General features: G+C 60.1%; 19 protein-coding genes. 8 read left to right on the forward strand and 11 right to left on the reverse strand.

Features of this window, described 5'->3' with window-relative positions; genetic code table 11:
* Positions 1-36: 36 nt before the first annotated feature.
* The 6 genes from QQK16_RS10945 to hppD all read right to left on the reverse strand — a co-directional run bounded on the left by QQK16_RS10945 (position 37) and on the right by hppD (position 5,847).
* Positions 37-1,224, reverse strand: a complete 1,188-nt coding sequence (locus tag QQK16_RS10945; RefSeq protein ID WP_284196498.1) for an acyltransferase family protein — start codon at positions 1,222-1,224, stop codon at positions 37-39.
* Positions 1,225-1,306: 82 nt separating this feature from the next.
* Complete coding sequence (gene maiA, locus QQK16_RS10950; protein WP_308447011.1) at positions 1,307-1,960, reverse strand: maleylacetoacetate isomerase; 654 nt, start codon at positions 1,958-1,960, stop codon at positions 1,307-1,309.
* 219 nt (positions 1,961-2,179) lie between these two features.
* Entirely contained in the window at positions 2,180-3,160 is a 981-nt protein-coding gene (locus QQK16_RS10955) for a fumarylacetoacetate hydrolase family protein (protein WP_284196499.1), read from the reverse strand.
* A gap of 159 nt (positions 3,161-3,319) precedes the next feature.
* Positions 3,320-4,222, reverse strand: coding sequence for a phenylalanine 4-monooxygenase (phhA, locus tag QQK16_RS10960; protein WP_284196500.1), 903 nt, complete (start codon positions 4,220-4,222; stop codon positions 3,320-3,322).
* Between the two features lie 7 nt (positions 4,223-4,229).
* Positions 4,230-4,769, reverse strand: a complete 540-nt coding sequence (locus QQK16_RS10965; RefSeq protein WP_284196501.1) for a VOC family protein — start codon at positions 4,767-4,769, stop codon at positions 4,230-4,232.
* Position 4,770: 1 nt separating this feature from the next.
* Positions 4,771-5,847 carry a 4-hydroxyphenylpyruvate dioxygenase gene (hppD, locus tag QQK16_RS10970; RefSeq protein WP_284196502.1) on the reverse strand — a complete coding sequence of 359 codons (1,077 nt, stop codon included), beginning with the start codon at positions 5,845-5,847 and terminating at the stop codon, positions 4,771-4,773.
* A 170-nt stretch (positions 5,848-6,017) separates the two neighbouring features.
* Between hppD and QQK16_RS10975 the strand changes: the two genes are divergently transcribed.
* Complete coding sequence (locus QQK16_RS10975) at positions 6,018-6,500, forward strand: Lrp/AsnC family transcriptional regulator (RefSeq protein WP_284196503.1); 483 nt, start codon at positions 6,018-6,020, stop codon at positions 6,498-6,500.
* Here the strand turns inward: QQK16_RS10975 and QQK16_RS10980 are convergent.
* On the reverse strand, positions 6,497-7,108 hold the full coding sequence (locus QQK16_RS10980) for a GNAT family N-acetyltransferase (protein ID WP_284196504.1): 612 nt from the start codon (positions 7,106-7,108) through the stop codon (positions 6,497-6,499). The two genes, QQK16_RS10975 and QQK16_RS10980, sit on opposite strands and share 4 nt — an antisense overlap.
* Before the next feature lie 97 nt (positions 7,109-7,205).
* Between QQK16_RS10980 and QQK16_RS10985 the strand changes: the two genes are divergently transcribed.
* A complete protein-coding gene (locus tag QQK16_RS10985) occupies positions 7,206-8,123 on the forward strand; it encodes a LysR family transcriptional regulator (protein WP_284196505.1) in 918 nt (305 codons plus the stop codon).
* Between the two features lie 36 nt (positions 8,124-8,159).
* Here the strand turns inward: QQK16_RS10985 and QQK16_RS10990 are convergent, their stop codons facing one another.
* Together QQK16_RS10990 and QQK16_RS10995 are read right to left on the reverse strand one after the other, a co-directional pair.
* Positions 8,160-9,272 carry a serine hydrolase domain-containing protein gene (locus QQK16_RS10990; protein WP_284196506.1) on the reverse strand — a complete coding sequence of 371 codons (1,113 nt, stop codon included), beginning with the start codon at positions 9,270-9,272 and terminating at the stop codon, positions 8,160-8,162.
* Positions 9,273-9,358: 86 nt separating this feature from the next.
* Positions 9,359-10,009 carry a L,D-transpeptidase family protein gene (locus tag QQK16_RS10995; RefSeq protein ID WP_284196507.1) on the reverse strand — a complete coding sequence of 217 codons (651 nt, stop codon included), beginning with the start codon at positions 10,007-10,009 and terminating at the stop codon, positions 9,359-9,361.
* A gap of 623 nt (positions 10,010-10,632) precedes the next feature.
* Here QQK16_RS10995 and QQK16_RS11000 point away from each other — a divergent pair.
* The 6 genes from QQK16_RS11000 (at position 10,633) to QQK16_RS11025 (ending at position 17,261) form a co-directional block, all read left to right on the forward strand.
* Complete coding sequence (locus QQK16_RS11000; RefSeq protein WP_284196508.1) at positions 10,633-11,244, forward strand: RNA polymerase sigma factor; 612 nt, start codon at positions 10,633-10,635, stop codon at positions 11,242-11,244.
* Positions 11,241-14,372, forward strand: a complete 3,132-nt coding sequence (locus QQK16_RS11005; protein ID WP_284196509.1) for a hypothetical protein — start codon at positions 11,241-11,243, stop codon at positions 14,370-14,372. Before QQK16_RS11000 ends, QQK16_RS11005 begins: the two co-directional genes overlap by 4 nt.
* Complete coding sequence (locus QQK16_RS11010) at positions 14,372-14,983, forward strand: phage tail protein (protein ID WP_284196510.1); 612 nt, start codon at positions 14,372-14,374, stop codon at positions 14,981-14,983. The genes QQK16_RS11005 and QQK16_RS11010 overlap by 1 nt, the downstream gene beginning before the upstream one ends.
* Before the next feature lie 89 nt (positions 14,984-15,072).
* Positions 15,073-15,714 carry a hypothetical protein gene (locus QQK16_RS11015; protein WP_284196511.1) on the forward strand — a complete coding sequence of 214 codons (642 nt, stop codon included), beginning with the start codon at positions 15,073-15,075 and terminating at the stop codon, positions 15,712-15,714.
* Between the two features lie 187 nt (positions 15,715-15,901).
* On the forward strand, positions 15,902-16,528 hold the full coding sequence (locus QQK16_RS11020) for a hypothetical protein (RefSeq protein ID WP_284196512.1): 627 nt from the start codon (positions 15,902-15,904) through the stop codon (positions 16,526-16,528).
* Positions 16,529-16,628: 100 nt separating this feature from the next.
* Positions 16,629-17,261 (forward strand): hypothetical protein, encoded by a 633-nt coding sequence (locus QQK16_RS11025; RefSeq protein WP_284196513.1) that lies wholly within the window; start codon positions 16,629-16,631, stop codon positions 17,259-17,261.
* A 95-nt stretch (positions 17,262-17,356) separates the two neighbouring features.
* Here QQK16_RS11025 and QQK16_RS11030 read toward each other — a convergent pair whose 3' ends face one another.
* Complete coding sequence (locus tag QQK16_RS11030; protein WP_284196514.1) at positions 17,357-17,950, reverse strand: hypothetical protein; 594 nt, start codon at positions 17,948-17,950, stop codon at positions 17,357-17,359.
* Positions 17,951-18,108: 158 nt separating this feature from the next.
* Positions 18,109-19,749 (reverse strand): electron transfer flavoprotein-ubiquinone oxidoreductase, encoded by a 1,641-nt coding sequence (locus QQK16_RS11035; RefSeq protein ID WP_284196921.1) that lies wholly within the window; start codon positions 19,747-19,749, stop codon positions 18,109-18,111.
* Between the last annotated feature and the right edge of the window lie 345 nt (positions 19,750-20,094).

The following is a 20,094-nucleotide window of genomic DNA, read 5'->3' on the forward strand; positions in this document are numbered from 1 at the left end:
TAGCTTAGAGCACCACCACGGCGATGGCGCCCGCTCCTAGCTCTGCGTGGCAACCGCTGGCGCCACACTGCGCCCACGCACCAGCCTGCTGCGTATCCGGCGGTTCAGTGGTTCGGAGAAATACCGCGCCACAAGATGGCCCGCCAGCAGCGACAAACCCAGCCCGCCGCCATACAGCCACGGCACCATCTGCGGCCCGCCACCCAAGGCACGGAAGGCCTCGACCAGGGCTATCACCACGAACATATGACACAGATAGACTTCGTAGCTGCTGCGCCCCACCCAGCGCAGCCAGCTTATGCCCGGCAAGCTCGCATAGCGATACCAGGCTGGATTGGCGTGGGTGGCAATCAGCACCAGGGCAGCACCCAGCGCCAGCAGCGTCATGTCCAACCCCAAGCTGGTCAGGCCAGACTTGTAAACCCAGCCACGGAAATACAGGGGCAAGGCCATGCACACCAGCCCCAGTATCAGCACCCAGATCCCACGGTGCCCGGTTGGCGGCCAATGCCTAGCCAGCATGGCCATCATGCAGCCCAGGGCAATCTCACCCATACCCGACAGATAACCATGGTCAGCCCAAATCTCATTGCTACCCATGCCCACGCGGGCATAGGGGCCGATGACGAAGAAGGCACACAAGATGACCAAGAGCCAGCGCGGCGAGCGCACCAACAGGCAAAGCAGCGGGAAGCCCAGGTAGAACGCCTCTTCCACCGACAAGGACCACAGCACATCCCAAGCACCCGGCAGATAACCATATTGGGCTTCCAGCCAGTTCAGGTGAAAGGTGAGTGCCGAGACGACGGCGCGCCATAACGGTGTAGTGCTTGCGGCATCATGAAAACCCGGCACCTGCCACGCCTGCAACAAGGACTGCAATACGATGAAGCCCAGCAGGCAAGGTAGTAGCCGGGCAGCGCGAAAACCGTAAAAGTGCAGCGGCTGCACTTTTTCCAGGCTGTGCCAGCGAGCCAGCATGGCCTGCGTGATCAGGAAGCCTGAAATCACGAAAAACACCATGACCGCCTGCCAGCCGCTGGAGAACAGAAAATTGTAGGCACGCTTGGATAGCCAGGCAGCCCCTTCAAAATCCCGGAACGGGACCCGGATATTCAGGTGCATCAGCACCACGGCAATGGCAGCCCAACCGCGCAGCACATCTATCCAGTCATTGCGTGCCAAGGCTAGACCAGTAATATTCTGGTCTGGGTAAGAAGTCATCCATTTCCAATCAGCGTATAGCGGGTACGACCCCGCACTGGGCAGGGCCCGCCAGAGAAGTAAGCACTACCGTCGGGTGACCTTACTCGGCGTCGGCCTGTTTGGAAGGATGCGTCTGGCTGAAAGCCGGCAGGCTGCTCAGATGCGCATCGATTGCGGCAATACGCGGGTAGTTGGCCATGTCGACCTTGAAGCGATGGGCGTTGAATACCTGTGGCACCAGGCACAGATCGGCCAGCGTGACGCTGTCACCTACGCAATAGCGCTCGCTGCCCAGGCGAACCAGCTCCTGCTCCAGGGCAGCAAATCCCTGCCTTATCCAGTGACGGTACCACTCATCTGCGGTCTCCTGGCTCTGGCCCAGCGTCCCCTTGAGATATTGCAGCACGATCAGATTGTTGAGTGGGTGGATATCGCAGGCAATCAGCTGCGCCAGCGAGCGTACCCTGGCGCGTCCCAGCAGGTCTGCTGGCAACAGCGCTGGCGTTGGATAGCGCTCTTCCAGATACTCGCAGATGGCCAGCGACTGGGTCAGCACCACGCCATCGTCCAGTAGCGCAGGCACCCGCCCCTGCGGGTTGAGCGCCAGATAGTCGGAACTTCGCTGCTGACCACCATCACGCAGCAGATGGATGGGCACTGCTTCGTAGTCCAGCCCCTTGTACGCCAGGGCAATGCGCACACGCCAAGCTGCAGAAGAACGGAAATAGGTATATAGCTTGCGATCCATGGTCATGGTATGAGCTTGTGTAGTTGGTATATTTGGTCTGTACGTGGGGTAAGACTGCCGCGGTATAGATAGCGTTCCCCACTCGCAACGGTCAGTACGATAGTGTATGCCATGCGCCGGCCATATCACTACACCTGCACCTAGCCGCAGAAACAATCAGGGCAGGCAGGCCCGGCACGCTTGCGCACCCTGCCCACCCGCCCTGAATGGCACTACCAGTCGGGCCTACTGCCCCAGTACGACGGTCTGCTCGATCGCGCCAAAGATGGACTTGCCTGCACCATCCCACATATCGATCTTGACGGTATCGCCTGCCTTGAGGAAAGGCGTCTTGGGCGCCCCCTGCTCTATGGTTTCTATCATGCGGACTTCCGCCAGGCAGCAGGAGCCACGGGCGCGATCCTTGTTGGAGATGGTGCCAGAGCCGACGATGGAACCCGCGCCCAGCTTGCGGGTACGGGCCAGGTGGGCGATCAGGTCGGCGTGGCTGAAAGTCATTTCCTCGCCGGCGTTGGGCTCGCCAAACCACTCGCCATTGAGCCACACCCGCAGCGGCAGGTGCAGGCGATTGTCCTGCCAATGGCCTTCCAGCTCATCCAGGGTCACGGCCACCGGGCTGAATGCGCTGGCCGGCTTGGATAACACAAAGCCAAAACCCTTGGCCAACTCGTTCGGTATCAGGTTACGCAGGCTGACATCGTTGACCAGCATCACCAGCCGCACGTGACGCGCCGCATCCTCGGCGCTGGTGCCCTTGGGCACATCGTCGGTAATCACGGCCACCTCGGCCTCGAGATCGGTTCCCCAGGCCTCGTCCAGAATGGATATAGGATCACGGGCGCCCAGCATATCGTCCGAGCCACCTTGGTACATCAGCGGGTCGGTATAGAACGAGGGCGGCATTTCCGCGTTGCGGGCCTTGCGTACCAGTTCCACATGGTTCAGGTAGGCCGAGCCATCCACCCATTGATAGGCACGCGGCAGCGGCGCCGCACACTGCGCAGGGTCGAATGCCTGGGCGCGTCCCTCATGGCCGCTGTTCAGCAGTTCCGATACCTTGCGGAGCTGCGGCTCGATGTGTGCCCAATCATCCAGCGCCGCCTGCATGGTGGGCGCGATGTCCGGGACGGCCACATAGTGCTTGAGATCACGGCTGACCACGACGAGTCGGCCATCACGGCCATGCTTGAGACTAGCGAGTTTCATGCTTGAGTTCCTATGTTATGGGGATGGGCAGCAACCTCAGCTTTCAGGCAAGACAGGATGCGAGCGAAAAATTTCAACGCAGCATATTGCTGATACGGCGATGTAAATTCTTTGCGCGCGACACCCTGCTCCGACGAGTTGAGGTTTCCGGCAACCCCCTTATGCTTTCTTCGCGCCATGATAGGCGCCTGTACCCCGATGCAGCACTTCGTCGACGGGCAGTATGTCGCCCGGCTGCAGCTCAGGCTGCGACTGGATGCGCGCATAGAGCGGCGCAAAGTCGATACGGTCCAGCTCCAGCAGTTCGTCGAGGTTGTTCAGCACGAAATAGACTTCCTGGAAATCATCAATGCGGTAGTTGGTGCGCATCACCCTTTCCAGATCAAAGCGGATGCGATTGGGCGAGGCGTCATCCAGCGAGAAGATGCTCTCCGTGTAGGACGAGGCAATGCCCGCACCATAGATACGCAGGCCGTCGCTCTGCTGCACCAGACCGAACTCCACCGTATACCAATACACCCGCGCCAAATTCTTCAGCGTACCCAGCTTGTGCGCCCGCAAGCCACCCGCGCCATAGGCCTGAATGTAATCCGCGAACACCTTGTTCATCAGCATGGGAACATGGCCGAACACATCGTGGAACACATCCGGCTCTTCCAGGTAGTCCAGCTCGTGCGGCTTGCGGATAAAGTTGCCCGCCGGAAAACGCCGATTGGCCAGGTGCTCGAAGAACACATCGTCTGGCACCAAGCCAGGAACAGCAACAATCTGCCAGCCTGTCTTGCGCATCAAGGTCTCGGAAAGCTTGCGAAAATCCGGTATCTCGTCCGGCCCCATGGGCAGGTCGCGCATGCCCTCCACATAGGCATCGCAGGCTCGCCCAGGCAGCAGCTTGGTCTGACGCTCATACAGTGTTTTCCAGACACCATGCTCTTCAGCGGTGTAGTTCTCCCAACCCTGGTCTATGGTCCAATCCGGGCTGGGCGGTACGACATCGCCCGCCGCCAGTCCATGCTTGACGCGTTCGACCGGTGCTGCGGCAGAATCGGTATAAGTGCTCATGATCCGCTCAATTCCGGAATTCACGCTCATGCAGGAAGGCGCCTTGCTTGGGTGCACGCTTGGTACGTGACCACTCCTCCAGCATGTCCCACTTCACTTCATCCAGGCGCTTGAGCATGTTTTCTTCATCGGGGTCCGGGCAGGCCAGTTCCAGCCTGTGGCCGTTCGGATCAAAGAAGTAGATCGAATGGAAAGCACCGTGATCGGTCACCCCCAGTACATCGACCCCATTGGCTTCCAGGTGGGCGCGATACTCAAGCAGCGTTTCGCGATCCTTCACCTTGAAGGCGATATGCTGTACCCACGCCGGGGTATTGGGGTCGCGCCCCATCTCAGGCTGGGTAGGCAACTCGAAGAATGCCAGCACATTGCCCTGGCCTGCATCCATGAAGATATGCATATACGGATCAGCTGCCTTGGTCGAAGGCACATAGTCCTCTGAGATCGCCAGCATGAAATCCATCTTCAGCATCTTCTGGTACCACAGCACGGTTTCCTTGGCGTCCTTGCAGCGGTACGCCACGTGATGGATGCGATCTATCTTCATGTCAGGCCTCCGCCTTCAGTACGCCACGGCGTATCTGGTCACGCTCCAGCGATTCAAACAAGGCCTTGAAGTTGCCTTCGCCAAAGCCATCGTCACCCTTGCGCTGGATGAACTCGAAGAACACCGGGCCCAGCACGGTTTCCGAGAATATCTGCAACAGCAGGCGCTTGTCGCCCTCGGTAGTGCCATCAAGCAGGATGCCGCGCGTGCGCAGCGCCTCCACGTTCTCGCCATGGCCCGGCAGGCGCTCCTCCAGCATTTCGTAATAAGTATCGCGCGGCGCGGTCATCAACGGGATACCAGCCTCACGCAGCAGATCTATGCTGCGCAGCAAATCATCGGTGAACAGGGCAATATGCTGTATGCCTTCACCGTTGAACTTCATCAGGAATTCCTCGATCTGGCCCGAACCCTTGGAGGATTCTTCGTTCAACGGGATACGTATCATGCCATCCGGTGCAGTCATCGCCCGCGAGGTCAGACCTGTGTACTCACCCTTGATGTCGAAGTAGCGTATCTCGCGGAAGTTGAACAGGTGCTCATAGAACTCGGCCCAGAATTTCATGCGGCCGCGATAGACATTGTGGGTCAGGTGATCCACCACCTTGAAACCATGTCCCTTGGGATGACGATCCACACCTTCGATAAACTCGAAGTCGATATCGTAGATCGACTTGCCTTCTTCAAAGCGGTCGATCAGATACAGCGGTGCACCACCGATACCCTTGATGGCAGGCAGCTTCAGTTCCATCGGCCCGGTGGGAATATCGATAGGCTGCGCCCCCAGTTCAAGCGCGCGCTTGTATGCCTTGTGCGCATCCTTGACCCGGAAAGCCAGGCCGCAAGCCGATGGACCATGCTCGGCGCTGAAATACGCAGCCACACTCCTGGGCTCGCGGTTGACGATGAAGTTGATATCGCCCTGACGATAGAGCAGCACATCTTTGGAGCGATGGCGAGCCACCAGTGTGAAGCCCATCTTCTCGAACAGCGGCTCAAGCACATTGGGTGTGGGCGACGCAAATTCCACGAACTCGAAGCCCATCAGACCCATCGGGTTTTCATAAAGATCTGCCATTGCTGCTGCCCTCTATCCAGTGTGGGAAATGGACGCACATAGCCTGCGCATCCTAGTTTGTCTGTGCCGACAGGATACGAATTCTGCCGCGCAATGTGCTAGCAAATTGGGCTCGGAAGCAGCGCAGCATTGGCATAAAATGCCAATATTGAACCAATTCGAGCAAAAAAATGATTGAGCTGGATAAAACCGACCTGAAAATCCTGTCAGTGCTGCAACAGGAAGGACGCCTCAGCAATCTGGAGCTGGCCGAGGCAATCAATCTTTCGCCCTCACCTACCCTCAGGCGGTTGAAACGGCTGGAACAGGAAGGCGTGATTGCGCAGTACGTGGCGCTGCTGGAGCCGGCCAAGATAGGCCTGGGGCTGGAAGCCTTTGTAAGGGTGATGCTGGACAAACGTGAACGGCAGTTCGCCGCTTTTGCCCAGGCCGTACAAGGCTGGCCAGAGGTGGTCACCTGCCATGCCATGGCAGGCGAAATGGATTATCTGCTCAGGGTGGTGTTCGAGGATCTCGCCCACTTCTCGCGCTTTGTCATGGATACCCTGCTGCAGCACCCAGGGGTCGTGGACGTGAAATCCAGCTTTGTGCTGCAAGCCATCAAGCAGACCACCGCCCTGCCACTGGCCCACTTGGCCAGGCCGCAAGGCTAGGCAGCCAGGCGCTCAGCCACCACACGCTCAGGGCGGCCCGTCGCTTGCAGGTCAGCTTCGTTGCTGGCCCGACGCTCAGCCGGTATACGGTAAACCAGGCTGGCATCCAGCCAAGGGAAATCGCGCAGCTCGCCATGCGGTTGCATACCCAGCTTCTCCAGTACACGACGGGAGCCGGTATTGCCGGGCCGGACCAGGCCACAGACTTCGGTTGCAGCCAGGGTATCGAACGCCATGCTCAAGGCCGTGCGGCCCAGCTCGGTTGCATAGCCCTGCCCCCATGCCGATGGCCGGAAGCGGAAACCCAGATTGAGGCGCTGCTGCTGGCCGTATTCCCGCCAAGACAAACCACCAAAACCCAGCACCACCTGCGGCGCGTCGCGCTGGCAGATCACCCACAAACCAAAACCATGGCGTGCCCAGTGCATCTGCCAGCGCCACAGCACATCGGCAGCGGCTTCAGGGCTGGCCAGCGGGCCAGCAGGGTTGTGCAGGCAGGTCGCCGCATCGCCGAATATCTCATACAGCGCCGCCACATCCGACGCCACCGGCGCACGCAGCAGCAGGCGTTCAGTCTCGATACGGGCAAATGACGGTTGGGTAGGCATGGGGTGTCAGACAGGGGTCTTGTGATGGCCGTATTGTCTGGCTTATCCTGCCATGCAGGAACACCACCATCACTTATAGTTCTTATAAGAAATCATTATGTCTCTATTGATCAGCGATCTCGAACTGCTGCGCGATGTAGCCGAGCGTGGCAGCTTCAGCCAGGCCGCCGCCGCCCGTGGCTGGTCTCAGCCCCAGGTCAGCCAGCGCATAGCCCAGCTGGAGGCCAGCCTGGGCACCCAGCTGTTCCAGCGCCATCGTCGCGGCGCAGTCGCCACCCCGGCCTGCCTGCTGTATCTCGAGTCGGTCAGGCGGGCACTGTCCGAGCTGAGCCTGGGCCGACAAGCCATACAAGGCGCCGCAGTGCTGCCCGAGGCGCGCGTGGGTTGCCCGCCCTCGCTGGCTTCGCTGGTCTTCAGCCCCCTGGTCGCCGCCCTGGCCGAACAACCGGTAGAGCTGTTCTGCCACACCGATCATTCACCCGAACTGATGGAGCGTGTGCTGGCAGGCCGGCTTAAAGTGGCTTTCGTGTTCAACCGCCCCACCATAACCGGCATACAGCTGGAACTGCTGGCACGCTCCCCCATCGTCGCCATGGTGGCGGCAGACCATCCGCTGGCGCAGTCTGGCCCCTTGCCCCTGGCGGCCATTGCCGATGCCCGTATCTCGCCGCAATGGTGGGGGCAGGACGCAGAAGCACTGGTCAGGCTGTTGCGCCAGCACCGCCGAGCGCCCTTGCCCCTGCATACCAATCAGCCCGCCACGACGGCTTGCGAGCTGGCCCTGGAGCACGGTTTCATCGTCTTTATGCCGGCCATCGCCGCCTTGCGCGAATTGTCGCGGGGACAGCTCAAGGTGCTGGAACTCAGCGACCTGCCTCAGTGGGAATGGGAGGTCATGATGGCCTACCGGGCAGGCAAGCGCCCCGATGCCGCCCGCGAACTGGTGCTGCAGGCTGCAAGAGAGATCGGTCATGGCTGGCGCCAGGCCTTGGCCACTCATCTGCCTGCCGGTTAGCGCAGAGGCAGCCACCCTCCAGCCATCACCTGGGTACTATGGCGTAGTTGCGGGCTCCAGCAGTTTCAGCAGACCATCGGCCAGCTCAACCACACCAGCATCGCTGCGGTTGAGCAGCAGCACCAGGCTCAGGCCGCCGTCACGATAGCGCGCGGCGTAGGATTCAAAGCCCTGCCAGGCACCGTCATGGTAGAGCCACTCGCGCCCGCTGCGCAGGCCTAGCTCCCACCCCAGTCCATAGGGGTGACGCTTACCGCTATTGAGCCGCACCGGCTGCCACAGCTCGGCCAAGTGCTCGGGTGCCAGCAAGGTAGCATTGCGCAGCGAGGCATCCCATTTGATCATGTCCTGCAGGCCCACATAGAGCGAACCATCTGCCGTGGTATTGAGCGTAGGCGACACCCAATCCTGGTTCTTCAGTCGGCCATCGATCAGCTGATAACCGGCAGCACGATGCGGCACGATATCGCGTTCGCTGATCACCCTGGCGGTAGCCATGCCTAACGGCTTAAATACCCGCCGCTGCAGAAAATCACCATAGAACTGCCCTGCCAGCTTGCTGACCAGCACCCCCAACAGGACATAGCCGGGGTTGCTGTATTGCCAGCGCTCGCCTGGCTTGGCCTGCAGCGGCATACCCATGATGTAGCGCGCCAGCTCCTGCTCGCTGTAGTCGCGCCGATAGTCGAATTTCTCCGGCCAGTCTGCTGGCAGGCCTGCGGTATGGGTAAGCAAATGCCGCACCGTCATATTGCGCCAGCTGGCGGGGGCTTGCGGCAGGTGGCGGGCAAGCTTGTCATCCAGCTTCAGCTTGCCATCCTGCACCAGCAGCATGACTGCCATGGCCGTCATCTGCTTGCCCACCGACCCCGACTGAAACACCGTTTCCGGCCTGACCGGCACCTGGTGCTCCACATTGGCCAGACCATAGCTGCGCAGCAATCGAACTTCGCCCCGCTCCACGATAGCCAGTGCAGCGCCAGGTACCTGCCTTGCTTGCAGCCACTGGTTGAGGTGGGCATCAATGGCTTGCGCATCTATCTGCAGGGGCTGCGGCTGCCGGCCGACGTCCGCCGCCATAGTGCCCACATTGATTAGCAAGGCCAGTAGCAGGCCCCAAAAAAGGTTGCGCCGATTCAGTTTCAACATGTTTCCTTCCTACTCCCTACGGGATGCTGGTTTTGATATGGTTTTTGATGTGGGTTTGTTATGCGGTTCTGCATGCCGCCAAACGCTCAACCCTGCAACGGATACTCCGCCAGAGCCGTATGTAAGGACGCATACAAACCCGGCAACCAATCCGGTGCGGCATCCGGCAGCAGCACAGGCTTGCGCCGGAAATCCCATGGCCCCACCAGGATGCGCAACTGCGCATTGCCCGCCAGCGCTGCCAGGATGAACAGATCCTCGGCGGCCTCGTCCCCCATGGCCAGACAGCCCGTCGAACGGGCGTCACCGTGAATCATGATGTCTCCACCCAATTGCGTTCTGCCAGCCTGCATGGCCATCTGCCGATCAAATGCATTGGGATAGTCCAGCCGGATCGAAAGGTGGTAGCGGCTATTTGGGTTCAGCAGCTCCGCCTGGTAGAAACCTTCCGGAACCTGCCTGTCACCCTCACGCAGCTTGGGCCCGGCCTCACCACTGGCGGCCAGCACCGGGTAGGTCTTGATGTACCGCCACGGCCCCTGCGCCTCATCGCGCCCATACACCCACAGCTCACGCTCAGCCTTGAAGGCCAGGTAGGTCAGATGCTGTGGCGGGTACTGCAGGCCCGCTTGCAACACGGCCGGACGCAGCCGCAATGCCACCCCCGGAGAAAACTGGGTCACCCGTTCCGCTACGGTATAACGGCCCGCTCGCGTGGGTTGCTTGATCTGGCTCATGGTGGATAGGCAGCAGACACGCCATGCAACGATGGCATAGGCGAAAAACAGGGGTGGCAACAGGTAACAGGCACGCTTACGGAAGTGTATCCAAGGGCATGATCGGCATTACATCGCATAGCCAATACGATAGCCGAGGTACTGGTTTGACGGGTCGCAAGTGTAACGTCTTGCGCAGCATAGCGACCCACTTCCTCGCCCCAGTCAAACGTCCCTATCGCCCCGGCGGGCACAAAGCATGCCATCACCACCCTGCCAATTCTTGCAGGCGACCTTCCTCTTTCTACTCAGTGATACCCCCTGCCAGCAAGCGCGGCAGCAAGATAGCCGGCACAGCCCCGGCCAAGCGTCCGATTTAGGCCACGACCCCAGCGATTGCTGATCGCCCTCGCCAGAAATACTTCACAACCCTCCACGGCCACTCGTCTTTGAGTTGCTCGCACCGTTGCTCTTCGTCGTGAGTAGCCCAGGCGCCTTGATGCGTCCTGGACGGCAATACCAGCCGATACGAAAAAAAGCCGGAGGAAATCATTGTGGGGAATCAGCACGCCTTGAACGGGCCGTCAGGCTCACGCACCGAACAGCAATTGATCGAAAGTCTGGCCTTGCGAGAGCACAGGTCCTTGGAAAACTTCCTTAAGCAGTACCGTCCCTACCTGCTGTATCACTGCCGCCGCCTGTCCGGCGGCAACACCGACGACGCCAATGATCTGTTCAGCCAAGTCGTCCTGCGCATCTACACCGAATCACCCGATGCCTTGCGCCGTATCCGGCACCTGGGCGGCTGGTTGCGCCAGGTCGCCCAGAACAAATTCATCGACCAGCAGCGGTGTCGTATCGCCGAAACCCAGCGGCTGCAAGGCATCGACATCATGCTCGGCCAGAGCAGCCCCAGCTCGCCCGAACAGCAGTTGCTGGATGATGAACTGGCACGCCAGATACAACGCGCCTTTGCCGCGCTGCCAGACCGCTTGCGGTCCGTCGCCACGCTGCGCTTTGTCGACAATCTCTCGTATGAAGAAATCGCACACTGGCAGGATATCTCCCAGGTCAACGCGCGCAAGCGTGTGCAGGAAGCCAGGCGCCATCTGGTCAGTGCCCTCAAGAGCTATCTCGATATCTCCCTGGTTCCCACCGACACCAGCATGGTACGGCACACCCTGAACGAGATATTCCATGGTGTCTCGCCCCTTACCGCCAATTGCTATGCCAGCGCCGACGGAGTGGAAGAATGACAGCGCCAGTCCCTGTTTTATGCGAGCCCATGCAGGGCGAGCAGCAATGTGGCCCGCTCTACATCAGCTGGCATGCCCACCCAGTAGGCAGCGGCTGGCGGGTGGAATGCACGGTCCGGCTGGGGCAAGACGTTCAAGTGGCCTGGCTCAATGCCGAGCACCCTACCTGTTTGCTACAGCTCTGCGATGGTGAGGAGCGCTGCTGGGTAAGGCTATGGCTGGCAATGGCGCCCCATGCCTGGCGCCTGATGATGCTGCACGGCATAGGCAAACCGCAGGAAGAAACCCATGTCCTGGCAGACTGGCACATCAGCCTGCCCCATGCAGGCATAGCCCATCGTGAGGACAGCATCTGCCTGCCCCTGCCCAACGGCCAGCAACTGGCATTGGATTGGGACATTGCGGGCAGTGACTACAGCCGCTTGCAGGTGACGCTGTCAGCCAGGCTGGATGGCACGCTGCTGGCAGCACATGCCATCCTGCAGCCTGTCTGTCCGATCTGGTCCAGTGGTATCGAAGCCAGCGGCATCTGCCTGGAAATCACGGTGGTGCTCAAGGTGGAAGCCAATGGCCAGGCCAGGCTACAACTGGTCTGGCTGGTGAGCTGCCCCCTGGGCGACGAGCTGGAACTGGCCTGCCTGCCGATCGACGCACCGGCGCCCGAGCCGCTGCTACCGCACCACCCACCACCCGACGGCGTGCTGCTCGATTCTGCCCACGACTTTGCCTGCCTGCTCTACCCGCGTGGCGTACGGCCGGCCTGCGCCGTCGACCTGGCGACCCGTTTTATCGCCATCAGTAATCAGGGGGCTTTTCAGTCCGCCTTACTGGCCACCCCGGCCGATGCGCAAGCCATCGCCACCGACTATATCTCCCCCAATTCACAGCACTATCCCGGCGCCTACGTGGCCGCAGTGGCACAACTCCCCCCGCCCATGGATAAGCTGAGCGGCCCCGCCCTGCTCGCAGTGCTGGATACGCGGCCTGACCATGCCAGCCAGCTGCAGCAGGCACTGGAACTGTTGCTGGGCATGCCACTGACAGAGTTTGTGGCCTCTACCGCCTATGTCAGCAGCCTGCCCAGAATGCAAGACAGCCTGACGGCGCTACTGCTGCTGGGCTTGTCTGGTCCGCCACCGGAGACAGACAACAGGGATGCGCTGATACGGGCACTGCAGGCTTGCCATATTGCCGTTGCGCTTGCCAGCCAGCCGCCCTGGAGCAACGATGCCAGCACCCTGCAGTCACTGCTATGCGCCAGCATCCTGTTGCCTGACGCCATACCGGTACCCGCCAGCAGCCCTGGCAGCCAGGCCCAGCCGGGTTACTGCCGTCCATTGGGCCTGGCAGCGATGATGACCCTGCGGCAGCGCTTGTTGCGCTACAAGCTGGGTGCCCTGGCCCACGTGGAAAACCTGATGCGTGGCGAGACAGCCGAACGGGGCTCGGAGCATCGTGTCCAGCACGAACAGCTGGAGCACACAGAACAGATCAACCAGGATAGCGAACACCATCGCCAGGAGAGCCGCGGCGATTCCAATGGCAGGATACGCACCGCCAATCCGCCGATCACCCAACTGAAACGGGAATTCGACGATCTCAGCCGCAGCTACAGCGATGATGGCCTGTCAGAAACCACCACCGGCAGCTGGACCGACAGCACCAGCAGCAGCGGCCAGTTGGCCGAGCAAGCCAGGCGCCACGCGCAATCGCAATTGCAGCAGGCCAGCATTCGCGTATCCAGACGGGTGAGTACCGAACGGAGCTACCGTAGCCAGGAGGAAATCATCGAGCGGCGCAGTCGGCGGCTCGATAACGCCGGGAATCCGCAGCATCTCTCCGCCGTCTACCGCTGGATAGACGAGGTGCATGCAGTAGACCTGCGGCATCGCGGCGTACGCTTGGTTCTGGAATGTGTCTTTGCCCAACCAGCCGCCAGCTATGTGGCGCGCCAGAATGCCCTGCACGGGATGCAAAGCACCCAACCCACGCCGCCCTGGCTGCTGGATGCCACCACCAGTCCTGCCGGCCCCATCCTTAGCTCGGCCGACATCAATCGTGGCAACTACGCGGCCCTGGCCAACTACTACCTGGCCGACGACGTGGTTGCCCCGCCACCTGCCCAGTTGGTACTGGATACGCTGCTGCGCAACGACCCGCCCATGACCAGCAGCGTACAGTCACTCCCGGCTGGCTATACCATCAGCCAGGCTACCCTGGCCTATGCCTGGTCGGCCAGCAATGGCCAAGCCAGCCCGCCGGCAGGCGCCATACTGGCCGTATCGCTGGGCAATATCGTCCAGGCCATCAGCCTGACTGCGGGTGCACAGTCAGGCCAGTTGACGCTGCCCACGGCACCGGAGAGCAGCACCACACTGAACCTTGCAGCGCTGGCCAGCGGCGTCAATTTTGTCGTGTCAGTTACCCTGCAGTGCAGTTGCAACAACGACGCGCCCGCCTACCTGCAGTGGCAGATGAGTACCTATCAAGCCATCCTGGCCGCCTATGCCGTCCAACGCGACCAGTACCTGCAAAGCATGCGTGTGCTGGCGGGACAATGGGCAACCGCCAACCACGAGCGACGCGACGAGATCGAGCGCACTGCATTGCGGCAGACTGCCATAGAAGGCCTGATGGCCCCATTCCTGGCGCGCCACGGAAATCAAGGCTGGCAACAGGACGTCCTGCAGTTCCAGCTGATCCCCTTCTTCCAGACCACGCTGGAGTGGGAGGACATGATCTACACCTACTACGGCCGTTATTTCTCGGCCGACGACGCTGAACGTCCAGCCTGGCTACAAATGACGCAACTACCCAACGAGCAGGGCGACTTCACCGCCTTCCTGGAAGCAGGAAGCGCCCGGGTACTGGTCGCTGCACCGGCACAACATGGCCTGGCCCTGCTCTACTATCTCAGCTCAAAAGGCAGTTTCTGGTTTGGCCCCGCCAACCTCACCCCGGTGTTCAAGGCCGATCTGCTGCTGGCCAACGCGCTCAAGTCACCCGAGACCCAGCACCCGCTACCTGACAGCAGTTGCTGGGAAGTCGAGATCGCCACGTCGCAACTGATGCTGCAACAGGGTTCTGACCTGCCAAATCTGGTCCGCGAGTGCGGCGAGGCGGGCTGATGCGCGATACCGTTTTTCCGGTCGGCGCCATCGTGCCGTATGCCGGCCCTGTCAATGATCCTCAAGCTGGTAGCGGCACCTTTCCCAACCCTGCCAGCAAGGCCTACGATCTGCATCTGCGACGCGAGGGCTGGCTGGTATGCGACGGCCGCGCCCTGGGCTTGGCCCAGTACCACGAGCTCTTTCTGGTCATCGGTTACGTTTATGGCAAACCCCGCTCCGGGCACTTCAACCTGCCCGACTACCGTGGCCGTTTCCTACGCGGGGTGAACTATCTGGCACAGGGGCCAGATGGTCTGATGCGCGACCCACAGGCCACCGAGCGCGTTGCCAGTGCGGCGGGCGGCTGGTCGGGCAATCAGGTGGGTTCTGTGCAGGACGATGCGCTGCAAGCCCACGAGCACAACTATGAGCAAGCTATTGCCGGCGGCACTGGTGGCACCGGCGCACCGGTGTTCGCCAGCTATTTGACGCCAGAGGCCCTGACCACCGGCATTGCCCCGCCATCGGGCTACACCCCCAGCATTACCGTGCGCACGGCCCCGGAGACCACCGTCAAGAACGTTTACGCCAATTTCCTGATCCGCTTTACCGCCCACCCGCTGGCGTAGGAAATAAATAGCCACAGGCCGTCACAAACCGCGAGTAAGCCTCGTCTTCATTACAAAGACAAGCCGCTGTAGCGGCCCGGAGGAAAAGCATGAATGTGCAGTTCGAATTCACCAACACCGGCATCGAACAGGCTACCTGGGTTTTTGTCAGCCAGCAGTACGATCCAGGCGCGGTGGTACACACGGATACCGACAGCGCTGCAGCACCGTTCAAACCCATGCCCTGGTTAAGGCTCAACCCCTCACGCAATGCGCGCGAATGCTTTCGCTGGACAGGCCGGGTATCGGCACAGGCCTGGGCCCGGCGTGGCGGCGCAGAGTACAGCAGCCCTTGCGTGTCAGTGCGGCCAACCAATGCCTACCTGCTGGTACCGCAAGTCGAGGATGTGTTGATCGCCTGGGTGGAGCGCAACGAAGACCCCGCCTGCACCGTGGTGTGTGCACCGGCCCAGGTAAACGACGCCACCATGGCCGTCGACTGGTATCTCGATGACAACCTGGTCGGCCGTAATGAAGGGCTACAACCTGGCAGCAGCTGTCGCTATGCGCCTGGGCAGGAGCTGCTGTTTCTACCGATGCCGCCGGATTACGCCCCCATGCCGGTGACGGTACAGCAACTGGAGCAGGCATCCGCCTACTGCATACCCAGCTTTGCCAGATTGGTCCAGGTCGTTGCCAGCCCCGACCCAACCCGCCCTTTGGGGGTTCGATATCGCTTCATCGCCAGTTAAGCCTGTCGGGGACCATTAACAAAAGCCGGCTAATGGCTATGGCCAGAACAATCCCGGGGCGGCAGCCTCGCCAGAAGGGTTTTGCTAGCGGTTCCTAGCCGGGATCACTTGATCCCAAACCGCAGCACAGGGTTGGCTCACCCAGTGTTGCGATTCCAACCAGAGCCTGACGAGAAGGAAGACAGCAATGAGTACCCAATTCAATGTACACATGAATGCCCCCGACATGCAGGGCAAAACGGTTCTGGTATTCCTGAAACCGCAGAACCCGCAGCGCAACTACCGCATTCATGCCTGGCAAGTCCTGACCGGCTCTGCCGGCTCGACCGAATCGTTCCAGTATGTGGACGTCATCTCCACCGACGTCACCAGCAGCGGCGAGAACGCCAGCAATGTCATCATCTCCGGCCGCAGCATCATCAACCCCGGCCAACTGCTACAGGCAACCAGCCCTGCCGGCCTGTCGCCATCGCTGCAACTGGCGCCGACCTCGATGGCCCAAGAGAAGCTCACGCCAGCCCAGTGTGGCGTGATCAACCAGACCAACCCCTTCATCCAGTTCCAGAGCAATTGGTATGTGAACGACAAACCGGTGGTGTCCATGCCCTATGTCGATCTCAATATGACCGTGAGCTTCGAATACGAGCCGCACTTCTACTTCATGGTCGCTTCGCCACCCATGGTGGGCCAGACCTACATCGTGCAAAACTTCTCCGACATGACCGAGTACATCATGCCCATCACCGCAACCAACGTCGATGTCGGAGTAACGCGCGATCAAGGCCTGTGGACCTTCGATTTTGATGCAAGCTAAGGCCGCCCCCAGGCACCCGCGCTGACACAACGGTGCCAAGTGCCGACCCGCCAGAGCACGGCGGGTTGGCCCCCCCGATATCTCATGCTGGATCGATAAAATGACCACATGCATCGTAACCGCCGACATCGACAATATGCGGGGCAAGGTCGTGCTGGTGTTCCTGCGCCCCATGAGAGCCGAGAGCAACATCCGTATTCACGCGTGGCAGACGCTGGCGCTATCGGCAGGTGCACACGGTGTTTTCGAGTTCGACCCGACCATCTCACTACAAGTGATGCAACATCGGAACGAAACCCGTACCAGCTCTGGCATCATGGTGCTGCATCCTGGCCAATTGGCCGTCGCAACCCGTCCATCTGGTCTGTCGCCCCAGTTGAGCATGGCATCCACCGGCAATGCCAACGCACGCCTGACGCATAACCAGGTAGGCGTACGCAATCAGACCTTGCCGCCCGCCACCATCGATTGCATCTGGCACGTGGGCGGCCGACCCATGGTCACCGTGCCTGATGTCGACCAAGGCATGACCTGCACTTTTGAATACGAACCCACCCTGTTCTTTATGGTGGCCGCAGAGCAGGTTGGCGACGGTACCTATACCGTGCAGTCCTTTACCGACATGACGCGATGCCCCATACCGCTGGACTGTACCGTACTGAGGGTCGATATCCACTACCAGCGCCATGCCTGGCATTTTGTGTTCGACCCGGAATACGACCCGGAGGACTAGCCTGCTCTACATACAGCCAGCGGATCAATCTCCAGCGGAATCGCTCAAAGCAGCTCGCAGGGAAAGACGCGATGGCAGCACCTCTCTCGCAGGTGCTAATCGGCTACACCGCTAACGATTGCGTATAGCGTCAGTGCGACGATTAGCAGGGTCCCCCCCATCCAGCCGTAATTCGCCCAGCTCAGTCTGCTATTGGATTCACCTTGCGGATCGTTGCAGGCGATATTGATCGCTTTCTGTGCCTGCCATAGCGTGTATCCCAAAGTAATGAAAACGAGTAGTGGTATCCAGTCGGTGTAAGGGCTGCCAATATTCTTGTCGCTCAGCTTATTGCATGTATGCCCAATTACGCTGGCCACCACATAAACACTGCCAAGGCGTGCGTGATTGAAAAAGTGCGTTCGTTGCCCGCGCTTCAGCGATCGATCGACGCTTGCAAACAGCGACCAGACAAAAAATATTGGGAAAAGGCCACGCATGACAGGCCAAATGGATTCGCCAGTTCGCGCTTTGTAAATAGCCCAGTTACGGTAAAACCAGTAGTAGTCGTAGAAACCTAATGTCAGATAGAAAAGCAGGAAGAATTTACGCCGGGAGACCACATAAAATTCGGGCGCAGACGAGTTGCCTCCCTCGAATGAGCTTTGATCAAGTGCAGTTTGGGGAGGGCTATAGGGATTCAGATTCATAGTTGCAAAGCAGAAGTATCAGCAGAAACCACAGTGGATTCGATCCACGCTCCGCCAAATGCCACAGCACCAGGCAGTGTAAAGGGGAAATTCACTGTGGAGACCCAAAAAAAGGCGGAAGAAAAAAGCCGGGCAATCGCCCGGCCGATTTTGCTGCATTACATATTGGGGTAGTTGGGGCCGCCGCCACCTTCTGGCACCACCCAGTTGATGTTCTGGCTGGGGTCCTTGATATCGCAGGTCTTGCAGTGCACACAGTTCTGCGCATTGATCTGCAACCGTGGTTTACCTTCTTCCAAGCCCACGTATTCATACACACCCGCCGGGCAGAAGCGTTGTTCCGGGCCGGCATAGACTTGCCAGTTCAAGGCCACCGGCACACTGCTGTCCTTGAGCCGCAGATGGCTGGGCTGATCTTCTTCATGGTTCGTGTTGGAGATAAACACCGAACTGAGCTTGTCGAAGCTGACCTTGCCATCGGGCTTGGGGTAATCGATGGGGCTGCATTCATCCGCTGGCTTGAGGCATTCATGGTCAGCCTTGCTGTGGCGGAAGGTCCACGGCAGGCGTATGCCCAGGCTGTGGCACCACATATCGAAACCGCCATAAACCGTGCCACCCCACATGCCAAACTTGCTGAGTGCCGGCTTGATATTGCGCACCGAATCCAGATCGTCCCACACCCAGCTGCTGCGTATCTTTTGTGGATAGGCCACCAGCTCGTCCGACCCATTGCTGCCGCCAGCGATGGCATCAAAAGCGGCCTCGGCAGCCAGCATGCCGCTCTTCATAGCATTGTGGCTGCCCTTGATACGGGGCACGTTCACGAAACCGGCCGAACACCCTATCAGCGCGCCGCCGGGGAAGGTCAGCTTGGGAATGGACTGCAGCCCGCCTTCGTTGATGGCACGGGCACCGTAGGCAATACGCTTGCCGCCTTCGAAAAAGCCACGGATGGCAGGGTGGGTCTTGAAGCGCTGGAACTCATCGTAGGGGCTGAGATGGGGGTTCTCGTAGTTGAGGTGGACCACAAAGCCCACCACCACCTGATTATCGTCAAGGTGATAGAGGAATGAACCACCGCCCGCATTGCTGTTGAGCGGCCAGCCCTGTGAATGCATGACGAGGCCAGGCTGGTGCTGCTTGGGGTCGACCTTCCACAGCTCCTTGATGCCTATGCCGAATTTCTGCGGATCTATCCCGTCACGGAGATGGAAGCGTGCTTGCAGCTCCTTGGACAAGGAACCCCGCACCCCCTCGGCGATCAGCGTGTACTTCGCATGCAGCTCCATGCCGCGTGCGTACTCCGGCTTGTGGCTGCCATCCTTGGCCACGCCCATATCGCCGGTTGCCACACCCTTGACCGAACCGTCGCTGTGGTAGAGCACCTCTGCGGCAGCAAAGCCCGGATAGATTTCCACACCCAGCGCTTCTGCCTGGCTGGCCAGCCAGCGACAGACATTGCCGAGGCTGACGATGAAGTTGCCATGATTGTTCATCAAGGGCGGCAACAGGAAATTGGGAATACGGTAGCTCTCGTCTTCCTCCAGTATCAGGAAGCGGTCTTCGGTAACCGGCACATTGAGCGGAGCGCCCCGCTCCTTCCAGTCCGGGAACAATTCATTCATGGCTATCGGATCAATCACCGCGCCCGAGAGGATATGGGCGCCGACTTCCGAGCCCTTCTCCAGCACGCAGACGCTGATATCCGAGCCTTTTTCTGCTGCCAGTTGCTTGAGGCGTATCGCTGCGCTCAGGCCCGAGGGGCCGGCGCCGACGATTACCACGTCGTATTCCATGAATTCGCGTTCCACGGGGTGTGACCTCGCTATTGTTATCGGCCTGGCGCTGGGACGGTGTACCCCGACTCTGCCAGGTGCCGCGGGAAGAAGAATTTCCGAATGATGCGGGACTGAAGGGGGTTACGTCAAAATACCAAGCGCTTGCTCTATAGATTTGCGTTGCCTGCAATGCACACCACTTTCCTGCAGGCGGCTCCCCACAAGGCTTTGCCATCACGGTCTCCGTGCAGCTTTGCCCCCTGCCCTGGCTCTTACACGCCATTCACAAGTTAGCCCGCTGTCTCGTCTTCTACCTGCCACCAGCGTATTGGCCTGCCTGCACGACAGCAGACCAGGCGCTGG

The organism is Chitinimonas prasina (assembly GCF_030160395.1).
Classification (GTDB): Bacteria; Pseudomonadota; Gammaproteobacteria; order Burkholderiales; family Chitinimonadaceae; genus Chitinimonas; species Chitinimonas prasina.

What these genes read in the sequence shown, in the direction of transcription:
- QQK16_RS10945 (WP_284196498.1), bottom strand. Translation starts at nt 1,224, where the DNA reads ATGACTTCTTACCCAGACCAGAATATTACTGGTCTAGCCTTGGCACGC.
- maiA (WP_308447011.1), bottom strand. Translation starts at nt 1,960, where the DNA reads ATGACCATGGATCGCAAGCTATATACCTATTTCCGTTCTTCTGCAGCT.
- QQK16_RS10955 (WP_284196499.1), bottom strand. Translation starts at nt 3,160, where the DNA reads ATGAAACTCGCTAGTCTCAAGCATGGCCGTGATGGCCGACTCGTCGTG.
- phhA (WP_284196500.1), bottom strand. Translation starts at nt 4,222, where the DNA reads ATGAGCACTTATACCGATTCTGCCGCAGCACCGGTCGAACGCGTCAAG.
- QQK16_RS10965 (WP_284196501.1), bottom strand. Translation starts at nt 4,769, where the DNA reads ATGAAGATAGATCGCATCCATCACGTGGCGTACCGCTGCAAGGACGCC.
- hppD (WP_284196502.1), bottom strand. Translation starts at nt 5,847, where the DNA reads ATGGCAGATCTTTATGAAAACCCGATGGGTCTGATGGGCTTCGAGTTC.
- QQK16_RS10975 (WP_284196503.1), top strand. Translation starts at nt 6,018, where the DNA reads ATGATTGAGCTGGATAAAACCGACCTGAAAATCCTGTCAGTGCTGCAA.
- QQK16_RS10980 (WP_284196504.1), bottom strand. Translation starts at nt 7,108, where the DNA reads ATGCCTACCCAACCGTCATTTGCCCGTATCGAGACTGAACGCCTGCTG.
- QQK16_RS10985 (WP_284196505.1), top strand. Translation starts at nt 7,206, where the DNA reads ATGTCTCTATTGATCAGCGATCTCGAACTGCTGCGCGATGTAGCCGAG.
- QQK16_RS10990 (WP_284196506.1), bottom strand. Translation starts at nt 9,272, where the DNA reads ATGTTGAAACTGAATCGGCGCAACCTTTTTTGGGGCCTGCTACTGGCC.
- QQK16_RS10995 (WP_284196507.1), bottom strand. Translation starts at nt 10,009, where the DNA reads ATGAGCCAGATCAAGCAACCCACGCGAGCGGGCCGTTATACCGTAGCG.
- QQK16_RS11005 (WP_284196509.1), top strand. Translation starts at nt 11,241, where the DNA reads ATGACAGCGCCAGTCCCTGTTTTATGCGAGCCCATGCAGGGCGAGCAG.
- QQK16_RS11010 (WP_284196510.1), top strand. Translation starts at nt 14,372, where the DNA reads ATGCGCGATACCGTTTTTCCGGTCGGCGCCATCGTGCCGTATGCCGGC.
- QQK16_RS11015 (WP_284196511.1), top strand. Translation starts at nt 15,073, where the DNA reads ATGAATGTGCAGTTCGAATTCACCAACACCGGCATCGAACAGGCTACC.
- QQK16_RS11020 (WP_284196512.1), top strand. Translation starts at nt 15,902, where the DNA reads ATGAGTACCCAATTCAATGTACACATGAATGCCCCCGACATGCAGGGC.
- QQK16_RS11025 (WP_284196513.1), top strand. Translation starts at nt 16,629, where the DNA reads ATGACCACATGCATCGTAACCGCCGACATCGACAATATGCGGGGCAAG.
- QQK16_RS11030 (WP_284196514.1), bottom strand. Translation starts at nt 17,950, where the DNA reads ATGAATCTGAATCCCTATAGCCCTCCCCAAACTGCACTTGATCAAAGC.
- QQK16_RS11035 (WP_284196921.1), bottom strand. Translation starts at nt 19,749, where the DNA reads ATGGAATACGACGTGGTAATCGTCGGCGCCGGCCCCTCGGGCCTGAGC.